The sequence below is a fragment of the Psychrobacter sp. WY6 genome (assembly GCF_018448495.1).
GTDB lineage: Bacteria > Pseudomonadota > Gammaproteobacteria > Pseudomonadales > Moraxellaceae > Psychrobacter.
In genome coordinates this window covers 2,495,627-2,521,993 of the sequence record NZ_CP049902.1, presented here as the reverse complement: position 1 = coordinate 2,521,993, position 26,367 = coordinate 2,495,627, and the positions used below count along the sequence as shown (strand labels likewise).

Here is a 26,367-nt window from a genome sequence, read left to right as displayed (position 1 = left end):
TCTTATGATAAAAATGACAATTATACTAAATAGAAAAACAAATGTTTATTTTTTAAGAAAATTCATTTAAATAAATACTATAAGTAATGTATTTAATGGATAGAAGCCTAATAAGACTAAAGAGTATCAGAATCTATTGTGAGACTACTAAAAAAGCCAATGCCATATAAATAACATTGGCTTTTGTCACGTGTACGGCAGCTATCGCTGTTGTTTATTCGTTTCTATTAAACGATATCTAACGTGCCATCGATAAACTCTTTAGCAAAGCGCTGGAGCATACCGCCAGCGTTATACATTTTAACTTCATCAGCAGTATCTAAACGACATTTCACTGAGGCTTTATCGACAGTGCCATCTGTGCGGTTAATGACCAATGTCATCTCACCGCCAGCAGACACTTCGCCTTCGATATCGAATATTTCAGTACCATCGACATTAAGCGTATTACGATTGACACCTTCTTTAAACTGTAAAGGTAGCGCTCCCATACCGACCAAGTTTTGACGATGAATACGCTCAAAATCTTCAGCGACCACGACTTCAACGCCAGCTAGACGAACCCCTTTAGCAGCCCAGTCGCGGCTTGAGCCTTGACCATAGCCATCACCTGCGATGATGATGAGTGGCTGCTCGCGGTTCATATAGGTTTCAATCGCTTCCCACATACGCATGACTTGACCTTCGGGTTCAACGCGAGCCAGCGAGCCTTGGATGACTTCACCTTGCTCGTCACGTACCATCTCGTTCAATAGCTTAGGGTTGGCAAAGGTCGCGCGCTGCGCCGTTAAGTGGTCGCCACGATGGGTTGCGTAAGAGTTATAGTCTTCTGCTGGCAGACCCATGGTATCAAGATACTCGCCAGCCGCCGAATCGCCCAAAATCGCATTAGACGGTGATAAATGGTCAGTGGTGATGTTATCACCCAATACCGCTAACGGACGCATGCCTTTTAGCTTATTCATCGCCGCCATTTTGCCTTCCCAATACGGCGGACGGCGGATATAAGTGGTCTGCTCGCGCCAGTCATAGAGTGGGCTTAATGCTTTTCCGGTGTCTTTTTTGGCTTCATCAAACATCGGGATATAAACGGCGTTAAATTGCTCAGGCTTCACTGCTGCCGCGACAATAGCATCAACTTCGTCATCATCAAACCAGATATCTTTTAGATAAACGTCATTGCCGTCTTGGTCTTTTCCTAACGAGTCTTTTTCGATATCAAAACGGATATTACCGGCAATAGCATAGGCAATCACCAATGGTGGTGATGCTAAAAATGCTTGCTTGGCATACGGATGGATACGACCATCAAAGTTACGGTTACCTGATAACACTGCGGTAGTGAATAAGTCATTATCAATGATTTCTTTCTCGATGTCAGGATCAAGTGCGCCACTCATGCCGTTACAGGTGGTACAAGCAAAGCCAACCACGTCAAAGCCGATTTCTTGGAGCTCAGGCATCAGGCCTGGCTTCTTCTAAGTACATTTTTACCGTTTTGAGCCAGGTGCTAATGAAGACTTCACCCAAGGCTTACGTAATAAGCCTTTTGCATTGGCGTTACGGGCAACGAGGCCGGCTGCTACCATATTGCGTGGGTTTGAGGTATTGGTACAACTGGTGATGGCTGCAATAATAACCGCACCATCTGGCATGAGACCATCTTTTGGTTCTGGTAGCTTCTCATCAGCGCCATGAGCGATACCTTTTGCAACCAAATCAGTTGTCGATACACGTGCATGCGGGCGAGATGGGCCTGCCAGATTGCGCACGACCGCAGATAAATCAAATTCAAGTACACGTGCGTATTCGGCCTTTTCCATGCCATCAGCCCATAAACCCACTTGCTTGGCATACTGCTCAACCAGTTTAATCTGATCTTCACTACGACCAGTTAGGCGTAAGTAATCGATGGTTTGCTCATCGATATAGAACATGGCAGCAGTTGCGCCATACTCAGGCGTCATGTTGGAGATAGAAGCACGGTCACCAACACTCAGCTGACGTGCACCTTCACCAAAGAATTCAATATAGGTAGAGACAACGCCTGCATCACGTAAAAACTCAGTCATCGCAAGTACGAGATCCGTACCAGTAATGCCTTTTTGCAACTTGCCAGTTAATTTAACACCAACGTAATCTGGTAGGCGCATATAAGACGGGTTGCCTAGCATAACGCTCTCAGCTTCCAATCCGCCAACACCGATAGAGATAACGCCAAGCGCATCGACCATAGGCGTATGGCTATCTGTACCGACTAAAGTATCGGCAAAGGCTACTTGTTCACCGGCTTTGTTTTGGACGACTTGGACGACAGGCGACATTTTTTCTAGATTGATCTGATGCATGATGCCGTTACCGGGCGGTACGTTGACATTATCAAAGGCATACTGGCACCAGTTGATAAAGTGAAAGCGATCATCGTTACGGCGCTCTTCGATAGCACGGTTTTTCTCAAAAGCGTTTTCCTCAAAGCCGGCATGTTCAACGGCTAGTGAATGGTCAACAATTAATTGCGTTGGCACGATTGGATTCACTTTAGACGGATCGCCACCTTGCTCAGCGATGGCATCACGTAGACCTGCCAAATCGACAAACGCGGTCTGACCTAAGATGTCATGACAAACCACGCGGGCAGGGTACCAAGGAAAATCTAAATCTTGTTTGCCCTCAATATGTTGTTTTAAAGCAGCTGTTAGCTCTTCTGGTGGGCAACGACGTACCAAGTTTTCACATAGTACTTTTGAGCAAAACGGTAGCTTGTCATACGCGCCAGCTTCAATATTTTCGACAGCCTCGCGGGTGTCAAAGTAATAGAGGTCGGTATCTGGCAGGGGCTTTTTGAATTGATCATTCATTGGTTGTACTAGAGCGTTGTCCATGATTCACCTTTGGCAGTTGGCTGGTTTAAATTTAAAAAATAGTCATTCTTTTAGCAAAGTCATTAGTGGAATTAGAAGTTAGAAGAAGGCTTTGCTAAAAAAATATGGCTAAAAAGAAAGTGAGGTTATTAAGAAAAAGTTTAACTGCTAAATTGTGAATATATCTAGCAGTTAAACTGGTTATCTCGCATAAGCACTTATCCGAGATAGTAAATATATATGGATTAACGCGCGCTCATCTCTGGTACTGGACGCAGCTCTTCACCGGTATATTCCGCACTTGGGCGAATGATACGGTTATTAGCACGTTGCTCAAATACGTGTGCTGCCCAACCTGTTAGACGCGAGCAAACAAAGATTGGCGTGAACAACTTAGTTGGAATGCCCATAAAGTGATAGGCTGAGGCATGGAAAAAGTCAGCATTACAGAACAGCTTTTTCTCGCGCCACATGACTTCTTCACAGCGTACTGATACTGGATATAGCACTTCATCACCAACGTCAGCAGCTAGCTTCTCAGCCCAGCCTTTAATAACGACGTTACGTGGATCTGATTCGCTATAGATGGCATGACCAAAGCCCATAATTTTGTCTTTACGCGCTAGCATACCCATCATTTCTTCTTCGGCTTCATCAGGTGAGCTAAAGCCTTCAATCATATCCATCGCCGCCTCATTAGCGCCACCATGCAGAGGACCGCGTAGTGAACCAATCGCGCCAGTGATACAAGAATGGATATCAGATAGCGTAGAAGCACACACACGAGCGGTAAAGGTCGAGGCGTTGAACTCATGCTCTGCGTACAAGATAAGAGACACGTTCATCATTTTTCGTGTAGCTCGTTTGGTTTCTCACCCTTTAGCAAATGCAAGAAATGACCGCCAATGGTGGCATCATCAGTTTCGGTTTCGATACGCACGTTGTCATGGGTAAAACGATACCAGTAGTTGATAATAGAAGGGAATACCGCAAGCATGCGATCTGCTTGGTCGTTTTCTTCATCAAAACTCATTTCAGTTTCTAAGTTACCCAGCATAGAGCAACCGGTACGTAAAACATCCATTGGATGAGACTCGGCAGGAATGCGCTCAAGCACGTCTTTTAATGACTGTGGTAGACCACGCAAGCTTTTGAGCTTGGTCTGATAAGCGTCAAGCTCAGTTTGGTTCGGCAAGTTGCCATAAAGAAGCAAGTAGGCCACTTCTTCAAAGATGCATTTGTCTGCCAGCTCTGACACGTCATAACCGCGATATGTCAGACCAGAGCCTGACTTGCCGACGGTAGATAGAGCGGTTTTGCCAGCGACTTGTCCGCGTAGCCCTGCGCCTGACAATACTTTTGTTGATGGGTTCTGTGCTGCCATGATGAAATTCCTTTTGTGGGTAGCTTTTTGGGTGAAAAACGGTGTTTCTAAGTTTCTAATAATAAATTTATCAGTTGATGAATGATGATAGCGCCAGTTGAGCGTTAGGCAGGCTGTGGACCATCTAAATCGACATTACAACGCTCAAACTCCGCTTCAATAGGAACATTCAAGACTTCCATTGCGCTGCCTTCGCCTTCTGCATTATTGATTTTCATGTACTTGACACCCAGTGGTGATTCCATGAACGTCTGAATCTCAGTCATCTCTTCTGGAGTAGGATCAGCCATTGGCGTTGCAATCTCTTCACCATTCATGACACGCAATTGCTCATTACCAAACGTAATCAGCTTTTTCCCTACCTCTGACGTATAAAAGTTATGCAACTCTTGTAACTCTGCATCGGTAAACTGACTCTTATAGAAGCTATCGACTTCGGCTTTACCCAAGTCTTTGTCGCGTGATTCGAGACAGCTGACTTGCTCTGCACTGAGCGCACCACTATTGATAACCGGTGCAAATAGTAGGCTGTTGACAGTATCTAGCGTAATCGTTGTCATGACCAAGTCATCTTGAGTGGCAGGTGCGGTAGCATCAACTTCAGCAGTGCTTGCACCACTGGTGGTGTCGTCGGCGGTTTCTGGTGTTTTATCACAGCCCGTCATGAATAATAGCGCCGCAAGCGTGCTGCTCAGTAGTGACGTTTTAAAAGCAGTATTAGCAGTAAAAAATGGCATAAATAACCTAAAAGTAAATGAAGACGGATTTCGAAAAGATAACACACTCAAAGGTGAGCTATCTTTTCAGTATTGCCAATAACTAATTCTTAACTACTTATTAGCAAATAGCTTGTCTAGTGTCTGCTCAAACTCATGATAATTTAAGAAATCATACAGCTCCATGCGGGTTTGCATGGTATCAACAACTTTTTTGTGTGCCATCAGTCAATAGATGCTGATAAACGTTTAATGCCGCTTTGTTCATCGCACGGAATGCTGATAGTGGGTACAACACCATCTCGACACCCACGCTATATAGTTGATCAGTGGTGTAAAGGTCGGTCTGACCAAACTCTGTCATGTTGGCGAGTACTGGGATATCCAATACGTCAGTGAACTTACGATACATTTCGATATCGGTTAACGCCTCGGCAAAAATCATGTCTGCGCCTGCTTCTTGGAAGGCAACAGCGCGCTCGACAGCAGCATCAAGACCTTCTACCGATAACGCATCCGTACGTGCCATGACCACAAAATCAGGGTCATTTTTGGCATCCAATGCCGCTTTTAAGCGATCAACCATTTCTGAAATACTGACGATTTCTTTATTTGGGCGATGACCACAGCGCTTTTGAGCGACTTGATCTTCGATATGTACCGCTGCCACGCCTGCTTTTTCCATTTTTCTGATGGTTTGTGCAATGTTAAACGCGCCACCAAAACCAGTATCGATATCTACTAATAACGGCGTATCAACTGCGTCAGTGATACGTCGTGCATCTTCTAGTACATTATCAAGGCTAGTCATACCCAAATCAGGAAGACCAAATGAGGCATTTGCCACACCAGCACCAGAGAGATATAACGCTTGGTGACCGACTTGGGTCGCCATCATTGCAGTATAGGCATTGATAGCACCTGCAATTTGTAGTGGCTGGTTATTATCATTTTTTTGGGTCAAAGCACTGCGAAAGCGTGCGCCTGCTGAAGGTAAAGTCATGTGAGTGTCCTTGCATAGAGAGATAGTATTATCGTTATTGTGTTCGATTATACCCAATAATCAGTGAGTGCAAAGCATTGTTTGAGCACAATAATTTAAATAATTTAAATAAATAGTTTATTAAAACTAATATTATTCACTATGTAAATAGCATTATCTATAAATTAATGGTTTGCTCAAACTATTATTCATATTGCTGAATTCACAAAGACACGTATAGCCCATTATTTACATTTATTTACAATAGCGGTTGCGCTTATTTATATCATAAAAGCCCTAATAGCTAAGCTAAAAGGGCTTTTATGATATAAATAGATATTTTTAAAACCGATACCTAGCCAAATAGTCCAGCAAGATTGGCTAAAAATAACAGCGCAAAACCCGTTAAGAAGATGAGTCCTGCGATAGAGAGTGCATTCATACCAAAAGACAGTTTTTTATGGTTTTTAACCAATGAGTAATTCAACCAGCCAAAGATAGGCGCTGAAACAAACGCCGATATCATGGCAAACTTAAGCATAGTACCTAGTTGTCCAGTAAAGAAAGTGATAATCATCAACCCACCACCGATAGCATAGGTCGTCCAAAAAGCGATTTGCTTTTTGTTGATTTCGCTTTCACCTTTTATTAGACGCCAGCACTCAGCGTTGGCACGGCCATAACCGTCTGCACAGGTAATCGTCGTGCCAAACATACACATAAAGGCGACGAAAGCGACCAATAGACGTGACCATTCACCGATGGTTGCGGTATACATGTTGATCAACTGATTGATATAAGCGCCACCGACCAGCTCAATTTCTTGTCCTGAGCCATACTGTACAAACACACCTAACGATAAGAAGAACAATGCCAAAATGGCAGAAACGGCATAACCGACGTTAAAATCAAGCAAACCTTGGCGATGGGTGGTGTGATCGGCTTTGACTTTGGCAGATGTCCACATCGAGGTAATGGCGGCAAACTCAAGCGGTGCTGGCATCCAGCCCATGAGTGCCACGATGAAACCTAAAGTTGCTAAATTCCAAGGGGAAGCCGCGACAAAGTCAGCAGCCATGACTGTCGGCTTGCCAGCAGCAATGATGACAGCAGCGACGGTCGCAGTCGTCAAGGCAATCATAATCCATTTGGTCACACCATCAAGCAGCTTATAGTGACCCGCAATTAAAAAGAACCAAGAAACCGCCACGATAATCAATGACAGCGCCATCGTCGATAGCCCAAGAGAAGCGGGTAGCATAAAACCTAGTATCACCGCCGCGATGAGCGAGACCGCACCCGTACTAATGACAGCTGATAGGATAGAGAGTATAAAATATACCCACAGATATACTTTTGAGCGTTTGGCATAGCCTGCAATCAAACTCTCGCCAGTGTCATAGACGTAGTCGGTTGCAAAGCGAAAAAATGGATACTTAAAAACGTTGGCTAAAATAATCATAATGGCCAGTTGCCAGCCATATATAGCGCCAGCCTGCTGCGTCGATGAAATCAAATGCGAGCCACCGATAGCAGCGGTTGCCATCAAAATACCGGGACCAAAGATGCGCCAGCTAAAGCCTTCTTGCTGCGATGTCGCGGTATCGTCAGTGGCATTTGGGTTGGTGCGTGGGTTATTGAGTGGGTTGTGTGGTCATGAATACCTCTAAATGGTTAAAACGGCAAATTATCACTTACCTGTGTCAGCTTGCCAATGATCATGAGAGAAGGGCTTTATAAACTGCTTAAATATAAAACGATTCATCTTGTATCGACTTTAGCACACCGAAGCCAGTCAGGAGAATGATTATTCTAGTTGTTATTACTATTTGTTTGCATTGCCATTCTTTTTAGTTAGCATAATCAGTTGATAATATCAAGTATTAAGGCTGATTATTTTTTAGCGGTTCTTTATAACACAATATCCATTCAATATCTGATAATTTAAGGCTGTGACACAAATTTTTGCTGCCGATAAGTGATGCCGCGCTGCTCATATACCTGATAGGTGGCGCTCAGCAAATCAGAAATGCTGGGATGAACGAAATCTTTGAGTGTGTGCAGATAAATAGGGGAGGTGACGTTTTCGTGTACTAAACGTTGATAACTGATTTGGTCGGTACGCACGGTCTTTAGGCTAGCAGGCACAAGCGTAATGCCTTCGCCAGCCGCCACCAAGCCTAGCGCTACTTGCAAGTCACTCACCGTCGTAGTCATAAAAGGCGAAATACCGTATTGTGCGAATAAGTGTAGTAAAGGTTCAGTAATAGGCGCGCTATGTGCGGATTGCTCAGCGCTTATGCGTCTGGATTTTGTATTATTATCCAGCTTTGCGCTGGTTGATCTTACGCTAGTCGCTATCGGTAAATGGGTTTGATGGTAGAGAATCAGACGATTATTCGCTAAGTCTATCAACCGTTGCTCCTTTACATGCGCCAAAGGATGCGCTTTTGGTAAGGCGACGACATAACGCTCATGACGTAGTAGTATTTGCTGAATCCATGGATCTTGATGGGGGAAACGCCCAAATCCGATGTCTATCTCACCAGATTTGAGTGCCTCTATTTGTTGATATGAGCTGATGTCTTTGAGATTGACGTCGATATCGGGGCTGGATTGCTTCAACATGGCAATAATTTCAGGAAGCAATCCATAAAGCACGGATGGGACAAAGCCAATATTCAGCATGCTACTGGGCGTCGATAGCCGCTGCGTCATGCTGGTGACGGTATCAATTTCTGTCAATATGGCGCTGATTTTGTCGTAAAAGAATGTACCAGCTTCAGTCAGATGTAGCGGTCTATGGTAGCGATCGACCAATTCCACACCCATATCTGTTTCAAGCTGTTTAAGCAGACGACTCAAGCTTGGTTGTGACAATCCAGTTTTAGTCGCTGCGGCACTAAAGCTCCGTGAATCTGCGATAGCAATAAAAGCGTTGAGCTGTTTTAAATCCATATCTTTATGCTCACTTGTTTATGATGTCACCGTTGCTTGTGGCTTATCTTCTCTTGGCTATTTTGATTATTTTATCCGAATAAGAGCAGTAAGCGACAAATTATGCTTGAAGCGAACGAGGCGAGCTACTATATTGTTTATTAACGTTAGTGTTACAATTTAGCAAACAATAAAAACTTTATTCTTAATTCTAGCTATTATCTACTTTTTCGCGGTAAAAACTGGTTTGGTATTACTTCATGAGCGACAAAAAAAATAGCCCTAATGCGCAGTTAGAGGCAAATTTAGCCAAAATTGCTAATACTAAGCCACGTAAGCGTATGCGTAAAGATAATATCTACGAGCGTTTTATCACGCGTGTCGAAAATGTCGATAGTAATGAGGATAACGCTACTTTCAAAGAAAATGCATTAAAACCACTAGAGAATACCAATCATCTTTCATCGTATGAGCCATTAAGCGCCACAGAGCTAGAATTATTTGCTACTTTAGAGCAAGAAAGCGTGAGCGCAGGTATTAATGTAGATTTTCTGATGACGATAAAGACGAGGGTTTTTCGACAAATCATGCACCGATAGCTAATACTGACAACTCTTTAGACTCTGATGCAAATAACGATAAATCTTCTTTAGATATCGCTGACAGCGCAAATGCTGATGATTTAAAACGTCAAGATTCAGAAAAATTAGCAGCGGAAAAAGTTAGAACGAACAACTATCTAATAATCGACCTGTAAATGACAGTGCCATGCTAAACAATTAGCAAAATCAAAGGAAAGCAAGTAAGTAGCAAAAAACCGCTTATTATTGGCATGATATTTGGCTCATTATTGATTGCTATTATTGTAGCAACACTAATTTTCACCGGTGTTCTATCGACCTCAACGAAAACGATTGCACCTGATAGTGCAGAGACGAAAACAACAACGACAGATGCAGCACCAGCTGTTAGCACTGGCAAAGCAGTAGTAACCGATGACAACCAACCTTCTGCTGATACAGGCGCGATAGACAAATCGACAGTGATCGCAACCAGAGGAATCCCCCACTGAGAATCCAGACACCAATCCTAATGGAGTAGAGACTACTGAAGCCCCATCGACCATGCCAGCAGCTGAGGCAGCCATCACTTATGATGACTTTAGAGAAGAATCCCAAAGTACCTTGTATCGTGAGACCAATGATTAGGGTCTGCTGCACATTCATAATTTCAACTAGTCATTCAATCTAAGGTATATTCTCAATTCAAATGGCTGAATTTTGCCAACAGCGTTAAATATCTGCTTAATACCTCGAGATAGTCTGTGCTATTTTACTTATTAGACTGCAATTCATCTCATTTTTATCACCATTTTTCAAATTGCTCATCAGCAATTAGCCATACAATAATAGTGCTTTCAAGCCGCTTATCAGTCAATTCTATCGCTCATACCAAAAATCATTGCAACATACCCGAGAGCCCGTATCCTGAGATCAAGGATACGTGATAGGCCGTTCATAACATGGATTGACTCGGTATGGCTTATGACTCTCCAGACAATAAAAGTGATATCAATAAAATGTTGGCTTTCCAGTAATTCTATAACGAGCCACTATTATCACAAAACCGACACAGCAAGCTAGCAAAAGACAGTTTGCTGAGTCATGTAAAATGGTTTGCTATAGTGGGTGTCTTGTTGTTAATGACTATATTTGTGTCGGCTCGTTTTTTTTTCAACAATCCCTCAAACATCCATGGTAAGTGTTCATCTACCTGTTACGGTAGCTACTCATCAAATCAACGAGTCGGCAGCAGATAGTTCACCTCTAGCAGAGGTTAAAAAAAATCACAATCAGGCTAATGTTGAAGCTAAGCACGCTCAAGTCGAGACTGCTATCAGTTATGGTGATTTTAGACAGGAAGCACAGAATATCTTATATCGTGAGCCAGAAGCGTCTGTCTCACATGTGAACCTAAATACAGCTAGCATTGAGCCTGCGATTAGTCATGAAGATTTTAGAGTAGAAGCAAAAAACATCTTATACCGTGAGGAAAAATAATCAAGTTTATATGCTAATACAATAGCATTGAAACGCAGATGACGACTTATTTAAAACCAGCTATTTGACATATGCATATCTCCAGATAGCTTTGTAAGCAGGCAGAGAAGCTCCTACTCATTGGAGGGATTTGGTTAACTTAGCCTCGTTATATCCTGATATTGAAATAATATAAACGCGAGTAATGAGAGTGCTAATATTCACACCTTCATTAGGAGAAAAATCTGCAAGATTGATTGGCTGACCACTCTTTGAAAAGCAAAGTGGGTATTCAATAAATGGTTGATAAGTTTATTATGCATATTGCATTTTCGACATTTAATTTACAAAGGCGGCAGTATTTTTAACGGCTTTACAAATTATTAATACTGAGTGCTCAGATGCATTTCAATCAAATAGCTGTAATAGAAACATTGTTATAGATTTAATTCTATAGTCAATCCTATATAAATCAGATACGGTGTCAGGCTCGCTTAGTCTACTATTTGTAGTACTTTCGCTCGCCTTCCTTGTATCTGAATTATATTGTACCGGCTATATATTCATAAAGGTTCAAAAAACATTACACTCGTTTCAGTAGGCGCATAAGGTTTATGGTTGCTGTTCTTAGGAATAACAACAACTTCACCAGCGTTCACCTCTACGGTTTTGTCTTCTAATATAATAAATAACTGGCCTGACAATACGTGAAATAGCTTATCTTCATATTCGTGATTATGCCATTCATATTCACCTTTCAATTTAGCCAGTTTTACGGTTAATTGATTAAACTGAGCGATATCAGTAGGCTTCCAAAACTGTTCAATATCATCAAGCTCTTTTTTATATTCGCTATCAGCAGACTCATGCTTACTCCTTTTTGGTATGTGAATACCATTGAATTATATTTAATTGATAATCATTAACATTAAGATGATTGTTTATTACTAATAATGCTATTATTGCTTCAAGACTGGAGAACTGGCTATTTATACGTGTAAAGCTATTTTTAGCTGGATATAACATAAACACACATACCAAAACATCTTGATTGTATTTATATGGCAAACTTACATGCATTTTACGACCACTATCAGACCGAATACTGGTCTTTCGATCATCCTGATTCTGACTATTTGATTAAACGTCCAACTTATGATGGCAGCTCTGGTTATGGTGACTTACTGAGCTTGCATAATGGTATCGTGCGGTCGAAACAGCATTGCTAGCAGCCAATCTTTGGTGGAACCCGCCGCACCATTTTCTTGTGATGTAGGGATGCACTTAATTGTAGATGCGAACTATACCTTACATGCTAGTAATTTACGGACTGATACAAGTATTCATTCGCAGCAAATTTGGCGACGATCAGGAGATTTTGGTGATATAAACTCTATAGTTGACACTGAATATTTGCAGAATTCCCCTATAAATAGCCATATCGTAACAATCGATTTTAATCAAACATTGTTGTCGCGCTGGGCAGAAAGCTTCGCTGTTCCAACATGGCTATTACCTTCTAATAATCAAGATCCTGAAATGGTTCAAGTCAGCTTATCCAACCAGCCACGTCTACTTGCTCGTGCAGCTTATATCCTCTCTTTACCTTGCTGTACTTTGAGTGATCGATTAGCTTTAGAGAGTCAAGCATTGCTGCTTTGCCAAGATATTTTAGGCATTCAAGATATATCAGGCCGATTAGCAAACCAAAAAAGCCAAATTGATCAGGCCGTTGATATTATTCGCCAAGAGTACAGTAATAAATTAACAATTTCCTTGTTGGCTCAACGAGTGGGTATAAACGAATGCTATCTCAAGCAACAGTTCAAACAACAAACGGGTAAAACAATCGGCAGCTTTATCCGTGAACTGCGTATGCAGGAAGCAATGCGTTTGTTGCTAGATGAATATAAAAGCGTCCAAGAGACTGCATGGTATGTTGGCTATCGTGATCCTAGCAATTTCAGTAAAGCTTTTGCCAAATTTTATGGCGTTACACCCACACAACTTATCTAGCCAACCAATAGATGTCAAGCTGCCATAATCTTCTAAAATCAGCTAAATAAGCATTGCTGATATACGACTTATTTATACCAACCTATGTTGCGCCTGAGTTAATTCAATCTTTAAACCTTGGTAAATGCTGAGGTGTCGTTCCGAATAAGTTCCCTTATTCACGGTATAACTTCCCAATTTCACCTTATTCAACTTACCTATTCAAACAAGCATAGTATGATTGATTCTCATTTATGCTTTAATGAAAAATCCTAGCAATGAGTTTTATAGACTGTTGGTGGTATGTTTCAGCGTAGTAAAAAGTCATTCGTAATAAGTAAGAGAACTTCAATAATGCGCTCACTATCTTTGTTACTCATTTTACTCTGTGCCGTTTCTCTTATGCTGGGCTCAAAACAGACCTCACTTATCGCCCTCTTTAATTTCTCCAACGATGCATGGTTGACCCTAACGGCGAGCCGTATACCACGGCTGATTGCGCTGGTACTGACAGGAGTGGGTTTGTCTGTTAGCGGCGTGATTTTACAGCACATCGTCCGTAACAAGTTTGTTGAGCCCGCAACTTCAGGGGGTTTGGATGCTGCCAAACTTGGCATTTTGGTCTCGCTCACCATGCTTCCTAATGCCAGTACGAGTAGTAAAATGATCTTTGCGCTGGTTTTTTGCTTTGCCTCAAGCTTACTTTTTATTCTCATTATTAGCCGTATTAAGTTTAAGAGCGCTGTTCTTATTCCTGTCCTTGGGTTGATGTATGGCAGTGTGCTGAGCTCAATTGCGGAGTTTTATGCGTATCGCCATAATATTTTACAAAGTATGCAAGGGTGGTTATTGGGAGATTTTTCAAGGGTTGTACAAGGTCATTACGAGCTGATTTATATTATTTTGCCCATCATTGTATTAGCCTATATTTATGCCCATCGCTTTACGGTACTGGGTATGGGCGAGGACATGGCCGCCAGTCTAGGACTCGGCTATGCGGCGACAGCTGCCTTAGGGCTTATGCTAGTCTCAGTAACGGTGGCCGCTTCAGTCATCACCATCGGCGCCATACCTTTTGTGGGGCTGGTTATTCCAAATCTAGTCGCTCTAAAGTACGGGGAAAACCTGTCGCGGACACTGCCAGTAGTCGCCTTAGGCGGTGCTTGTTTGCTGCTGATTTGTGATATTTTTGGGCGGCTCGTCATTTATCCTTTTGAGGTTCCTATTGGCCTTACCGCAGGCGGGGTAGGCGGTGTGATATTCCTTGTGTTAATCATGAGGGGAGTAAGATGAGTACTGCGGCAAAGATTTGGACGACCTTGATAATGATTATATTGCTGGCGCTTATTTTCTTATTTATAGGCTCTGATTTAGATTTTAATTACTTAATTCCTAAGCGTTTGATGCGTCTAGCGACTATTGTTCTCGGTAGTATATGCTTAGCTTTTTCATCTATAATCTTTCAAACTATTGTTGGCAATCGTATTTTGGCACCTTCTATCATGGGCTATGAGGCTGTTTATTTACTGTGGCAAGTGCTGCTGTTTGTGATGGGTACAAATGGACTGATGCTGCTGGGTGTCAGTGGTAATTTTATCGTATCAATCGTATTGATGCTGGCATATTCTTGGGCACTTCATCACTGGCTTTTCCCTCGATGTAAAAATGATGTCTATACCTTGTTGTTGTTTGGCTTGGTACTGACGATGGTCATCGGTACGATTACGCAGTTTATTCAGCTGCGTATTAGCCCCGGAGAGTTTTCGGTTTTTCAGGGGTTGAGCTATACCTCGTTTAATCGATCTCAGCCAGAGACTCTGTTTTATGGAGCGCTTGCGGTAGCCACCGTACTATGGGTTAGTCGTAAAACATTGCCTGTCTTAGATGTGATGGCGCTTGGCCGTGAGCAGTCGCTGTCTCTTGGTGTAAACCATCCTAAATACGTTAAGTTATATCTTGCTTTAATTGCCATTTTGGTGGCTGTGTCAACGAGCTTGATCGGTCCTACGGTATTTATGGGCGTGTTCATTGCCAACATCGCTTATGCGCTTGCAGGGAGTAACTGGCATAGAGTCACCTTACCCATCGCTTGTGCCATTACTATCGCCATATTTTTAATCGCTCAAATCTTTGTTGAGCATGTCTTTAATTATAAAACCAGTGTCAGTATTCTCGTCAACCTTGTGGGTGGCATCTATTTTCTCGCGCTGACTGTCCGTACTAGAGGGTTCACATGATTACCATCAACCATGTCCATAAAAACTATGGCAAAAAATCTGTGCTATCAGATATTAGCCTAGAATTTCAGGCTGGCAGTGTTACCTCTCTTAATTGGTCCTAATGGTGCTGGAAAATCCACCTTGTTGATGATGATGGCAAGGCTATTGGAGCCAAGTAGTGGTCAGATATCATTCAATGATCGTGACATCCGTGAGATTGGTACTTCTGAATACGCGCATCACGTTGCGACATTACGGCAGTCTCCAGGGTTTAATCTACGATTAACCGTGGAAGAGCTGATCTCCTTTGGGCGCTTTCCGTATAGCCGTGGTGCGTTAACCACAGAAGATCGACGCATCATTGATGAGGCCATTGATTTTTTGGCATTAGAGCCTCTACGTCATTCTTATTTGGATGAATTAAGTGGTGGACAGCGGCAAATGGCTTTTTTGGCGATGACCATCGCGCAACAAACAGACGTGTTGTTATTGGATGAGCCACTAAACAATCTTGACATGAAGCATGCAGTACAAATCATGCAAGCCTTACGCCGTCTATGTGATGAGCAGGGGCGCACGGTTATTTTGGTGATTCATGATATCAATTTTGCAGCCAACTATTCTGACCATATTGTGGCGTTGAAGAATGGCACGCTTAGCTTTAGTGGTCTGTCTGAACAGGTCGTGACAGAAGCCAACTTAAGTGAGTTATACGATCTTGATTTTGAGATCATTCGTAGTGAACGTGGTTGCCTGTGCAAACTTCAATTTATCAGGGGATGCAGTATGAATTTGAGTAAGAGAGATTGGGTTTGGGTACTGGTCATGTCGGCAGCGGTATCATTACAAGGATGCGAAAAAACTTCTACTGAGCTGACAAATGAGCCAGCACACGCGTCACAAAAACTTGAGACGCCCATCACGATCAAGCATGAGCTTGGTACTACTGTCATCAATAATCGACCGCAACGCGTCGCGGTACTGGATATGAATGAAGCTGATTTTTTGGATCAGCTCGATGTTCCGATTGCAGGAATGGTCAAAGACTATATTCCGCACTTTCTTTCGCAGTACAAAGCGGATGACGCAGTAGAGGACTTGGGCGCTATTGTTCAGCCAAATATGGAACGTATCCATGCGCTACATCCTGATCTGATTTTGATGACCCCGCTTCACGCCGCTAACTATCAAGAGCTGTCAGGGATTGCACCGACTCTACATTTCGATGTGAATTTTAATAACAGTCAGCAGCATATAGCCAGTGTTAAAAGCCACTTATTAACTTTAGGTCGTATTTTTGATAAGGAGGCATTGGCAGAACAAAAAGCCACGCAGTTAGATACAAGAGTCAAAGAGGTTCAGGACTTCACAAAAACCCGCCCAGAAAAAGCACTGGTTGTCTTACATAATAATGGGGCTTTTAGCAATTTTGGGCTGCAATCACGCTATGGATTTATCTTTAATGACTTGGGTGTGAAGCCTGCGAGTACGATTGTAGAGACCAGCCTACATGGACAACCGATTTCTAGTGAGTTTATACAGCAGGCAGATCCAGACATTCTTTATCGTAGACCGTACCGCTGTCATGGAGCATCGCGCTATTATCAATCCTGAGGAGGTGAGCAACCCTTTACTTCGTCAAACAGCAGCATGGAAAAACGGTCGTGTTGTTTTTGTTGATGCAGATGCGTGGTATATAGCAGCCGCCAGCCCAACCTCATTAAACATCATAATGGACGATGTCCTCAAAGGTTATCAACCAACGTTCTAAAGCTATCCTAAGACGAATGATGTTTTTAACGTAGGACTAGGACACGGCCTAGTGAATGATTAAGTGAGAAAGAGAGGGTTCTTCTTATCCTAAATTGTTAATGATTATCATTTGTATTTTATTCGCATTATTATTTTCCATCAAAACAAGAGGACGTTTCCATGCACCAACTTCAACACCTAGGTCATAAAAATAGGGTCAAACAGCGGGCGACACTGACCAAACCTTCTTTTGCGCTTAATCCTTCTTTCGCGCTCAATTATATCGTATCAGCAAGACTTGCCATGTCTTTGAGCCTAGTCGCTGGGACGGTATTCATCTGTATGCCATCAGCGTATGCACAGACAAATAGTAATGTGACACATAGTGAGCAAACTACTGAGTCTGGCAAAGGAGCGAAACCCCCACCGTTAGACGAGGATAATAACGTTCCTACAGTGACCTTGCCTGCGATAACGGTAGTGGCAGAACGCAACGACAATCCTAGCTACGCAGGCGGGCAGGTGACCTATACCAATCATGCTGGGTTTTTGGGAAATAAGGATTTTTTAGAGACGCCGTTTAGTGCCATCAGCTATACCGATAAATTTATTGAAGATCAGCAAGCCATCGATATTACGGCTGTCATCGCTGCTACTGATCCTGCCGTCTTTAGCAGTGGGGTTGGTGGCCAGAATCTTGAAAGTTATTCTATCCGTGGATTCTCTTCAGACATTGGTGATGTTACGGTAGACGGGCTATTCGGTATGGCACCTTATTATCGTAGCTCACCTGAGATGTTTGAGCGTATCGAAGTACTCAAAGGGCCCTCAGCTTTATTGAATGGTATGCCGCCCAAAGGCTCAGTAGGCGGTGCAGTCAACCTAGTGCCTAAACGAGCAGGCGATGAGCCGTTGACGCGAGTGACGGCAAGATATTTATCAGACTCACAACTTGGTGGGCATGTGGATGTAGGACGGCGTTTTGGTGAAGACAAGCAGTTTGGTGTTCGGATTAATGGTGCTTATAGAGAGGGTGATAGTGCAGTAAATGATCAAGAAAAACAAGCGCAACTGGCTTCTGTTGCACTGGACTGGAAAGGAGAGCGTGCTCGATTATCGACAGATCTTTATCATAGTAAAGATCGTGTCGATGGACCGACTCGCGGTCTCACCCTAGCACCAGGATTGTCGATTCCTAAGCCGCCCAAACCAGAGACGCTACTGAACCCAAGCTGGGCATTTAATGATAGTGAAGATAAGGGGCTAATGATACGTGGTGAATATGATGTGACTGACGATTTAATGATTTATGGTGCGGGCGGAAATAGTAAAACAAAATTTAAGTCGCAGAGTGCCTCTGTCGCGCAGATTATCAATGCCGCAGGAGATTATCGGACTAACCTTGGAGAAGTTGATGATGAAGTCGAAAGACAGTCTGCTGAGATAGGGTTAAAAAGTAAATTCCAAACAGGACGAGTTAATCATCAATTGGCATTTAACATCGTTGACTATCAGGAAGATTATGATTTAAGTGCTAGAAGGGGTTTATTAGCTGAAGACTGGGTCACGAACATATATAAACCAGTATGGGAGTCGCGTAATATTCCCTTCAATTCTCCTGCGCTACTGAACACAAAAACGAATTTGACCAGCTATGGTCTTGCAGACACACTGTCTTTTGCTGAGGATAAATATCAGCTGACTTTAGGACTGCGACATCAACAGGCAGAAAGTAAACAAGCAGGTATGCTGGCATCAGCAAAGGATTACAACGAAAGTGCGACTACGCCATCAATAGCGCTACTAAGTAAAGTAAACGATCAAGTTTCTTTATATGCTAACTATATAGAAGGTTTGAGCCAAGGTTCTACTGCACCGATAGATGCAGAAAATGCTGGTGAAATGTTTGCCCCTTATAAGACGCAACAAAAAGAAGTTGGCGTAAAGCTTGATCTTGGTGAGTTCTCACATACCCTAAGTGCTTATGAAATAGAGAAACCGAATAGTTATTTGGACCCTGTTAGTAATATCTTTTCTTATGCTGGCGAACAGCGTAACCGAGGTGTTGAATGGGGGTTTTTTGGCTCACCCATTGAAGATATACGCCTAATGGGTGGGGTTTCATATATTGATGCGAAGCTAACCAAGACGCTTGGTGGCGTTAATGAGGGCAATAGAGCTACAAGTGTCCCAAAATGGCAGTCTAAGCTTGGCGTTGAATGGGACCTACCTTTTATTCAAGACTTGACATTGACAGCTAATGCAAACTCGATATCTAAGCAATATCTCGACGCAGGCAACTCACTGTCATTACCAGGTCGCACTGTATATGATTTAGGTGCACGTTATGCCACTTCTTTTGATAAAAAGCCGCTGACATTGAAAACAAGTGTTGCTAACGTAACGAATAAAGCTTATTGGGCAAAGCCGCATTATACCAGTCTAGGTTTGGGTGAGCCACGTACATTTATGCTGTCAGCCACAATGGATTTTTAATTTGAGTTAAGGCGTGTTTGTAATATCATTATAGATTAGTGAATTAGAGTGCTAAAGATTTGCCGCACCCAAATAGGAAATTTATTAGCATATAATTCACTTTTCTGTGAGTTCAAGGCTCAAAAAGTAGATGAGATGTAGACTTAGCGATATCAATAATTACTCGTTATTCTACTGGCAAGTTGTTACCTAAAGCATAAATAGAATGGTGCCTATTGGAGTGCTTTTTATGGCACTTAAATTGCTAGCCACGTTAACTTTAGCATTGCTTGTGTTGGTAAATGAAGGAGTGAGCCACAGCTCCATAATCATGCTTAGCAGAACGAAAGTGACACCTACTGTACGCCCAGTATTTATCTCTCTTGCCGGCAAATTCATAAGACCGTATTGGACTAATATTAATGAAATGAGCAGTAGCATACTACCACGGCGAGCCACTTCTGGTAATTGTTGTTCTAAATCCATAGTACATCGACGTCACCAGCAGCTTCCACCGCTCGTCCCAAGATCACAATCACCTTAGCTTGAGCATCCAGCTCATGACTACTACGCTAATCGTTGTCGAAATTAAGCAAACTAACAAAGCCACTGAAATAAAAATAGCAATGAGTTTGCCTTTTGAGAGGACGGCAATATAGTCAGTTCAATTTAATTTGGCATCTTCTATCGTACCAAGGACATCATACGATCTAAGAAGCCTTGTTCAGGCGCTTGGGTGATATGAATAATATATCAGTGTTGAGCCATATAGAAAGCTATTAATTGAGTTATGGATACCGCTTAGATATCAAATCTTGAGTGACGCTGGAGTAGTATTTTTTCGGAAGCAATAGGGTTTTTAATATTGTAAATAATTATAGAAACAAAAATGATTATCATTTACAATATTGTTCACAAAGTTAGTACACACAGCATTATTAGCTAAATATAACTTTTACCACTCTTTGATCCTCCAATTAAGTGAAGTGAATATGAAACGCCACCATCAAGTTGCTCTATCCTTTCTTACCTTTTGTATCAGCCAGCAACTATATGCACAAAACAATGTCAGTGCTATGGACATCGCTTCAAATACGACGCTTTCAGAAGACTTAGCTGTCAACGCCGCCTCAAGTGAGTTACCAAACGTGACTTTAGATACCATTACGGTCACTGCTAAAGCAAGGACAGGAACGGCTTTGGCACAAAAAATTAGTGAGATGCCCGCCGTCACACAGGTAATTACCGAAAATGAGCTACAAATGCAGGCGACAGGCAATCGTACTACTGGAGATATATTGGCTCAGCTGATTCCAAGTTTAGGGGCAAGTAGTGGCTCAACCAGTAACTATGGCACGACCATGCATGGCCGTCCCGTGCAGTTTTTGCTGAATGGTGTGCCACTGAGTGGCTCACGCAGCCTTTCACGCGAGCTAAACAGTATCGACCCTGCGCAGCTTGAGCGGGTAGAGGTGCTCTCTGGTGCGACCAGTATTTATGGGGCTGGCGCGGCTGGTGGTCTGATTAATCTCGTCACAAAATCTATGGTGGGTTACGGCTCTATCAGGCAAACCAGAGTCGGCGTCAGTAGCAGTCGTAATTTTGACTCAGATTCATTGGGTTATCATGTGGGGCAAACATTGGGTTATGGCGGTGAGCGAGTCTATGGTCGCCTAGATGTGGATTATGATCGTAAGGGCGGCAAATTCGATAGCCACGATAATCGCATCAGTCCAGACGTCAATCAAACTGACCAACAAGATACCGAGTCGCTAAGTGTTAACGGTAGCTTGGGTATAGAGCTCACTGACAGCCAACGTCTTGATTTGGCAGTGACTTACTATAATGATGAGCAGGATACTGACTATGGTCCAGACTATGGTAAAAATTTACAAGTATTATTAAAACCGAAAAAACTACCACCATCTTTAAAAGCGATTGACGGTGCCGACGTAGAAAACGAGCCTTATACCACCAAAACATCGGTGAACCTAGATTATAATAATGATGATATTGCAGGCTCAAATCTGAGCGTGACTGGTTATTATCGAGACGAAAAAGGTCGTTTTTATCCTTCTGGTAAAGATTTCCCTGCACAAGCGGGCGAAGTCTGGGTGGCTAATGGCCTTACCGATGAGAGTACGCTAAAAGAATTACTGGGCGGGGCAGTCGTCGTCACTCAATCAGAAGCTAACATTGAGGTGATGGGTTTACGTGCCGCCATGCAAACAGATAGTGAAATTGGTGGTAAAAAAACGCTATTTAGCTATGGTGCTGACTTTGAACGCGAAAAAAGTGAGCAAACCTATGAAGGCCAAGACTTAAACATGTTTATTGCTAGTAATGGTTTGAGCGCTCAAACTAATGGTCTTACTTATAATGGCGGACCAGATACCACCATTGATAAATGGGGCGCTTTTGTCAATGCGGATATAGATATCACTGATAAATGGCATACCAGTGCGGGCGTGCGCTATCAAAAACTCAAAGCAGAAACGGCTACTTTCACGCCCATTTATGAGCAATTGCTCGAAGAGTATTTTAATGATCCTCTCATCAACGGTGTCAGTAATGCTTATGGCATTGACTATCAGGCCGGTCAAGTGGAAAAGGGCAATACAGACCACGATAAACCCTATTTAATATCGGTACCAGCTATCAATTAACCCCAAATGACCAAGTATTTGCCAATTTTTCACAAGGCTTTACGACTGCTGATATTCAGCGTGCGCTACGTGATGTACGGGCAGGCTTTGTCGTCAACTCAGACAATGTACAACCTATCGCAATCGACAATTACGAGTTGGGCTGGCAAGGTAAGCATGGCAATACTGCTGCGCACGATTGAGCGGTTTTTATAATGAATCAGACAAAACGGTACGTTTTACCAATGACTATACGGTAGAAGTGGTCGATGCTGATGAGCACGTCTACGGAATAGAAGGTTCGCTCAGCCATGATATTGATGATCAATGGCAATTGGGTGGCAGTGTCGCCTATACTCGTGGCCAATATGATAAAGATGGTGATTGGTTGGAGCTTGATGCCGTACGCTTGACACCCCTTAAAGGCACTGCATTTGCGCAATACAACTTTGATAAAGGCAGCAATGTACGTCTACAAGCATTAGCAATTGGTGGTGATGATAAAGCCTTTAAGGATCAACAAAAAGATCCTGATTCTAGCGCATTACCAGTCACAGGTTATATGACGCTTGATGTATTAGGACAAGTCAAAATGCCGGTAGGCCGAGTAGACTATGGGATTTATAACTTACTCAATAAGGATTATCTAACGGTCTATCATCAAACAACCTATGGTGACTTGAATCGTCTGCCTGCATCGGGCACAACTTACGGGTTGAGCTACACTGTGGATTATTAAAAATAATCAGAAAACCTTTTACGCTAATTATTGAATAGCGTGAAAGGTTTTTACATTTTTCAAAACCTTTGCAATTTCTTATAATAGTAAGCCTGTAGCATTATGGTATAGACTGTATTTAAACAGGCATTCATCAACATTCTCCTAGCCGTTATTCGGTATCAACTTTTAGTACGCTATCTATGAGTAAGGGAGTAGCAAAATACTGCTTTACTTTTTACTTCCTTATTTAGTCTGTCTCAATTCGTCATGAACTTTTTATATACTTCGTGAAGTCGTCGTATTTCTCGCTTTTGTTCTATTAATGTCTGAAACTGTGCTGATATGATATAGTCAGCGGACCACTAAACTGTTAGGTATGATGCTCCCTTCATTGTACTACTTGCATGATCTGCGGTTACCTGTTTTTAATATGACTTTTAAAAAATTTGATATATGGCTGCGAAAACCTTAAAAAACTATTTGGAAAAAATAGACGCTGGTGAAGCTGTTAATCTTAGAGCTTTTCAGAAATTAATAGCGTCTATTTCATCCTTTGATGGATTTGCTGAGTCTGACCTACAATCGATTAAAAAGGGTGCACATACTTACATCCTAAGTTATATCGACCCTGAAAAGTTGGCTTTTTTACATCATTATGCTGACAGTCAAGGTGAAGATAGAGTCTCAGGAGCAATGCAAAATAATAGCCATGCATTTAAAGTGAATGGCTAACTACTCCTTATCCAAAAATACCAAAACAATCCTGACGTTCTGATATTCAAAGACGACGGTAGGATTCCTAAATATAAAACCATAAGTCTGCGTTAATATTAGAAAACAGAGAGCTGTTTATTCATAGCGATAAAACATTTAAGTTTTTGAGCGAGCACTACCAAATTACTGAGGATATGCGTAAAGACATTGACGTCATCTTTGGTGCAGGGACAGAGATTACTAATAGCTTACACCTTCCATTTTTAAGTCTTTATAACACCTTGTATTATGTCTAGATCTTGACTTGGGCGGCATTAAAACGGCAACCTCACTGATTAATAACTTGCCATCAAGCATGGAGATTCACTTTGTCATTCCAAATGATGTCGAGTCTCGCCTTAAGCAAGTTATTGATAAATGTTCGCCCGAATATATGCAAAAGGTATACAACCTTGATGAGAATATGCCTCAAGCACTGCTCCCCTGCATACGCATTATTAAAAAACATAATACTATCTTAGAACAAGAGGCATATTTGTATGGCTACTGATTTTAATACTCATCACCTGTCTTTTAATGAGCTTACGGCTCACAATATAAATGCCCCTACTATGGATCATAAGATAGTCCATTGATCGACAATGACTTAGAACAGGGTATTGATGACTATTTGAATGATGACTTTAGACTCAACTATTCTCTTAATAAGATTGTTTTAGTTAACTCCGCAAGTCATGCTTACTCAGAGATACCCATCGACGAGCCTTTAGTACTACTTGGTAAAATAACCGCGGCAAAACCTCTAGTCTCGCCGCGACTAAGCTTATTTTATACCCTGAGGTCAATTTTAATAACTGTGAAAGCAAATTTAACTTTACGAACAAAGCAAATTTAACTTTACGAACAAAGCAAATGATCCCTACAGCAAGGAAGAGTCTTACAAACATTATTTTCCAATCAGTGAATCTTTATCGCCGTAGAAGTAAAGAACCACGCTGGTTTATTTACGATGCTGCTATACCGTGTTGGAGATTATAAATACCATCGTTTGTTCTTCCCTGTGCCTTATGAAGAGATAAAGCCGTTCATATGGAATGAGCAGACCAATTACTTTGCTGATGAGTTAGGTATTAAAAGCCTGATAGAGATACAGAAAAAACTGGTGGATTACACCTCACCACCAAGCAAGAATTACAAAATGTGATGTGGTAATAGAGGATCTAAGACCAGCCATTTTTGTGTGGTGCCGATTAAAGACCAAAAAGAGGCGTCTATTCGCTCTTTTGTCAAAGTTTATGAATTAGCGTTTGATGCTGGTAAGGATGAGAAAAAGAAATTGCCCAATGCTATTGCGACTATTATCGAGATGCAGCGGGGACGAGACAAAGAGAAGCTGAACGAAAATGTACATGACCTTAAGATAGAGCGCGCGCAGCTATTTGAAGAAAGTTTAAAGATTAAAAGCTTAACGGAGAATAAAGACGACTATGAATTTATTCAAAAGCAGTTTGATGCTCTACATCTGGATGCAAAACATGCGGTCTTAGAGTACACGGCATTTTTACGAGAATTTAAATTAAAGCAGCAGCAGTATGCTCAAGATAAAATCGCTATTGGTGCTAGAAAGGAAGACATTGAGAGAGAACGCAATCATGCCATAGAAGAAGTAAAGCAAGTTGCAAATGAGATTACTAGATTGGGTACACTGCACAAAGCATTAAAAGAGGAAGTAGCACAGCTGCAGCAACAGAAAATCAAAGCTGAGAAAATATTAGGTCAATTTTCTCACAAAAGCCCACAAGATATTATTGCTGAAATGACTATCCAACGTCATAGGTATGACGAAACTTTTAAAGCCATGCAAGCTAAAGAAAATACAGTTATTTTAATTCAGCAAAAGATAAGCAGAAACAGGACTTAGAGGAAAAAATAAAATCCGCTCAAAACGGACTTGATAATCATGACTTGTTACTTGCCAATCAGTTACCCTCCCATAGCGCTCATATATTAGGCAGTATTAATGAGGATTTTTTAAATATTACCGCTAATAGCCCATTGACGGAGGAAGCTCTACGTCAAATTAGTGATTTTACGGCGCTGTTTACGGTTGATGATGCTAATCATTTGTCCTTTTTATCGTGCACTTTACCTAATACATTTTATCACCCTTATGATGCTGATAAACAGCGCTCCCAGTTTGAAAAAACTATTACACAAGATAAGAAAGAAGCGTTTACATTGAGCCAAGAGATTGTAGAGTTAAACAGCGCACTGTCTCAGTTTGATACAGACATAGGTAAAAAGATTGCTGAGGGGAAAAAACAAACCCTTAAGGAGCAGATAGTAGAGCTTGATACCAATATTACGCTACTTGAAGGATTATCCTTGATCAAAAGTCAGATAGAGGATAAAACACAGCAAATAAGCCAAAAAGACAAGGCGCTGGCAGAGGATCAAGACCTGCTAGCCATTAACGAGCAATCTAAAGCATCAACAGACAGTAAGTACAATCAAATCGTAGAGCAGTTCGATGACATTATTAGCTTTGGTAAAGAGGCTGAAAGCATTACAAGTCTGCTGGCAGGTGTGAGAAAATCGCAGGGATTGCCTTATCTAGCGGAAGACGATCCTGAGATAGCATCATATTTAGAAAATAATGATATTGAGATTAATTTAAATGCGGCATCTACAATCGCCAATAGCATAGGCGGGCTAAGTGAGCGTATTAACAGGCTTGTCAGCAAAGTGTCAGATTTTACAGAAGTGGTTTTGGTAGAGGGTATTAATCCGCACCAGCGTTTGAAGGTATCAATAGTCTGGGAGAGGTGATTCAGCAATACAAAAACTCCTTTGATACGCTTGAATTTCAAAAAAGCAATTATCATGACAAAATAAAAACCCATAATAGTGTGATTGATAACTTATTA

The 26,367-nt window shown here is 41.9% G+C and carries 22 protein-coding genes and 5 pseudogenes; 18 read left to right on the top strand and 9 right to left on the bottom strand.

Annotated elements, in window-relative coordinates; genetic code table 11:
* Window positions 1–227 precede the first annotated feature (227 nt).
* The 7 genes and pseudogenes from G7Y90_RS19215 to G7Y90_RS12545 all read right to left on the bottom strand — a co-directional run bounded on the left by G7Y90_RS19215 (window position 228) and on the right by G7Y90_RS12545 (window position 8,901).
* A complete protein-coding gene (locus G7Y90_RS19215) occupies window positions 228–845 on the bottom strand; it encodes a hypothetical protein (RefSeq protein WP_502937437.1) in 618 nt (205 codons plus the stop codon).
* Between the two features lie 447 nt (window positions 846–1,292).
* A pseudogene (gene acnA, locus G7Y90_RS19210) lies at window positions 1,293–2,858 on the bottom strand (aconitate hydratase AcnA); the annotation flags it as partial.
* 248 nt (window positions 2,859–3,106) lie between these two features.
* Window positions 3,107–4,245 (bottom strand): annotated as a pseudogene (prpC, locus tag G7Y90_RS12565) (bifunctional 2-methylcitrate synthase/citrate synthase).
* 104 nt (window positions 4,246–4,349) lie between these two features.
* A complete protein-coding gene (locus G7Y90_RS12560; protein WP_201553853.1) occupies window positions 4,350–4,982 on the bottom strand; it encodes a DUF2059 domain-containing protein in 633 nt (210 codons plus the stop codon).
* 93 nt (window positions 4,983–5,075) lie between these two features.
* Window positions 5,076–5,964 (bottom strand): annotated as a pseudogene (gene prpB / locus G7Y90_RS12555) (methylisocitrate lyase).
* A gap of 334 nt (window positions 5,965–6,298) precedes the next feature.
* The gene (locus tag G7Y90_RS12550) at window positions 6,299–7,489 is read right to left on the bottom strand and encodes an NRAMP family divalent metal transporter (protein ID WP_250162525.1); all 1,191 of its coding nucleotides are present in this window, start codon (window positions 7,487–7,489) and stop codon (window positions 6,299–6,301) included.
* Between the two features lie 398 nt (window positions 7,490–7,887).
* Entirely contained in the window at window positions 7,888–8,901 is a 1,014-nt protein-coding gene (locus G7Y90_RS12545) for a LysR family transcriptional regulator (protein ID WP_201553851.1), read from the bottom strand.
* A 239-nt stretch (window positions 8,902–9,140) separates the two neighbouring features.
* Between G7Y90_RS12545 and G7Y90_RS12540 the strand changes: the two genes are divergently transcribed.
* The 3 genes from G7Y90_RS12540 (at window position 9,141) to G7Y90_RS12530 (ending at window position 10,940) form a co-directional block, all read left to right on the top strand.
* Window positions 9,141–9,479: a hypothetical protein gene (locus tag G7Y90_RS12540; protein ID WP_250162524.1), complete on the top strand. Its 339-nt coding sequence runs from the start codon at window positions 9,141–9,143 to the stop codon at window positions 9,477–9,479.
* Between the two features lie 233 nt (window positions 9,480–9,712).
* Complete coding sequence (locus tag G7Y90_RS12535; RefSeq protein WP_250162523.1) at window positions 9,713–9,952, top strand: hypothetical protein; 240 nt, start codon at window positions 9,713–9,715, stop codon at window positions 9,950–9,952.
* Window positions 9,953–10,634: 682 nt separating this feature from the next.
* On the top strand, window positions 10,635–10,940 hold the full coding sequence (locus G7Y90_RS12530; protein ID WP_250162522.1) for a hypothetical protein: 306 nt from the start codon (window positions 10,635–10,637) through the stop codon (window positions 10,938–10,940).
* Between the two features lie 542 nt (window positions 10,941–11,482).
* Here G7Y90_RS12530 and G7Y90_RS12525 read toward each other — a convergent pair.
* Window positions 11,483–11,680 (bottom strand): cupin domain-containing protein, encoded by a 198-nt coding sequence (locus tag G7Y90_RS12525; protein ID WP_250162521.1) that lies wholly within the window; start codon window positions 11,678–11,680, stop codon window positions 11,483–11,485.
* A 300-nt stretch (window positions 11,681–11,980) separates the two neighbouring features.
* On the opposite strand from G7Y90_RS12525, the gene G7Y90_RS12520 reads away from it, so the two are divergent.
* From G7Y90_RS12520 to G7Y90_RS12490, 7 genes and pseudogenes are all read left to right on the top strand, one after another.
* The gene (locus G7Y90_RS12520; protein ID WP_250162520.1) at window positions 11,981–12,148 is read left to right on the top strand and encodes a hypothetical protein; all 168 of its coding nucleotides are present in this window, start codon (window positions 11,981–11,983) and stop codon (window positions 12,146–12,148) included.
* A gap of 13 nt (window positions 12,149–12,161) precedes the next feature.
* Entirely contained in the window at window positions 12,162–12,935 is a 774-nt protein-coding gene (locus tag G7Y90_RS12515) for a helix-turn-helix domain-containing protein (protein WP_250163993.1), read from the top strand.
* A 333-nt stretch (window positions 12,936–13,268) separates the two neighbouring features.
* A complete protein-coding gene (locus tag G7Y90_RS12510) occupies window positions 13,269–14,207 on the top strand; it encodes an ABC transporter permease (RefSeq protein WP_193007411.1) in 939 nt (312 codons plus the stop codon).
* A gap of 32 nt (window positions 14,208–14,239) precedes the next feature.
* Entirely contained in the window at window positions 14,240–15,151 is a 912-nt protein-coding gene (locus G7Y90_RS12505; protein ID WP_502937436.1) for an iron chelate uptake ABC transporter family permease subunit, read from the top strand.
* A pseudogene (locus G7Y90_RS12500) lies at window positions 15,148–15,916 on the top strand (iron ABC transporter ATP-binding protein); the annotation flags it as partial. The gene G7Y90_RS12505 and the pseudogene G7Y90_RS12500, both read left to right, overlap by 4 nt.
* 3 nt (window positions 15,917–15,919) lie before the next feature.
* Window positions 15,920–16,904 (top strand): annotated as a pseudogene (locus G7Y90_RS12495) (siderophore ABC transporter substrate-binding protein).
* Window positions 16,905–17,065: 161 nt separating this feature from the next.
* Complete coding sequence (locus G7Y90_RS12490; protein WP_227676053.1) at window positions 17,066–19,381, top strand: TonB-dependent receptor; 2,316 nt, start codon at window positions 17,066–17,068, stop codon at window positions 19,379–19,381.
* Between the two features lie 189 nt (window positions 19,382–19,570).
* Here the strand turns inward: G7Y90_RS12490 and G7Y90_RS12485 are convergent, their stop codons facing one another.
* Entirely contained in the window at window positions 19,571–19,846 is a 276-nt protein-coding gene (locus tag G7Y90_RS12485; protein ID WP_193007407.1) for a hypothetical protein, read from the bottom strand.
* Between the two features lie 506 nt (window positions 19,847–20,352).
* Between G7Y90_RS12485 and G7Y90_RS18055 the strand changes: the two genes are divergently transcribed.
* The 8 genes from G7Y90_RS18055 to G7Y90_RS12460 all read left to right on the top strand — a co-directional run bounded on the left by G7Y90_RS18055 (window position 20,353) and on the right by G7Y90_RS12460 (window position 26,269).
* Window positions 20,353–22,026 carry a TonB-dependent receptor gene (locus tag G7Y90_RS18055; RefSeq protein WP_284143739.1) on the top strand — a complete coding sequence of 558 codons (1,674 nt, stop codon included), beginning with the start codon at window positions 20,353–20,355 and terminating at the stop codon, window positions 22,024–22,026.
* Window positions 22,005–22,208, top strand: coding sequence for a TonB-dependent receptor domain-containing protein (locus G7Y90_RS18050; RefSeq protein WP_284143874.1), 204 nt, complete (start codon window positions 22,005–22,007; stop codon window positions 22,206–22,208). The genes G7Y90_RS18055 and G7Y90_RS18050 overlap by 22 nt, the downstream gene beginning before the upstream one ends.
* Window positions 22,205–22,744, top strand: coding sequence for a porin family protein (locus tag G7Y90_RS18045; protein WP_284143738.1), 540 nt, complete (start codon window positions 22,205–22,207; stop codon window positions 22,742–22,744). Before G7Y90_RS18050 ends, G7Y90_RS18045 begins: the two co-directional genes overlap by 4 nt.
* A gap of 435 nt (window positions 22,745–23,179) precedes the next feature.
* On the top strand, window positions 23,180–23,458 hold the full coding sequence (locus tag G7Y90_RS12475) for a hypothetical protein (RefSeq protein ID WP_201560846.1): 279 nt from the start codon (window positions 23,180–23,182) through the stop codon (window positions 23,456–23,458).
* Between the two features lie 146 nt (window positions 23,459–23,604).
* Entirely contained in the window at window positions 23,605–23,736 is a 132-nt protein-coding gene (locus G7Y90_RS18040; protein ID WP_284143737.1) for a hypothetical protein, read from the top strand.
* 713 nt (window positions 23,737–24,449) lie between these two features.
* Window positions 24,450–24,644 carry a hypothetical protein gene (locus G7Y90_RS12470; protein ID WP_250162518.1) on the top strand — a complete coding sequence of 65 codons (195 nt, stop codon included), beginning with the start codon at window positions 24,450–24,452 and terminating at the stop codon, window positions 24,642–24,644.
* A 36-nt stretch (window positions 24,645–24,680) separates the two neighbouring features.
* A complete protein-coding gene (locus G7Y90_RS12465; protein WP_250162517.1) occupies window positions 24,681–25,361 on the top strand; it encodes a hypothetical protein in 681 nt (226 codons plus the stop codon).
* A gap of 44 nt (window positions 25,362–25,405) precedes the next feature.
* Window positions 25,406–26,269, top strand: coding sequence for a hypothetical protein (locus G7Y90_RS12460; RefSeq protein WP_250162516.1), 864 nt, complete (start codon window positions 25,406–25,408; stop codon window positions 26,267–26,269).
* Window positions 26,270–26,367 lie beyond the last annotated feature (98 nt).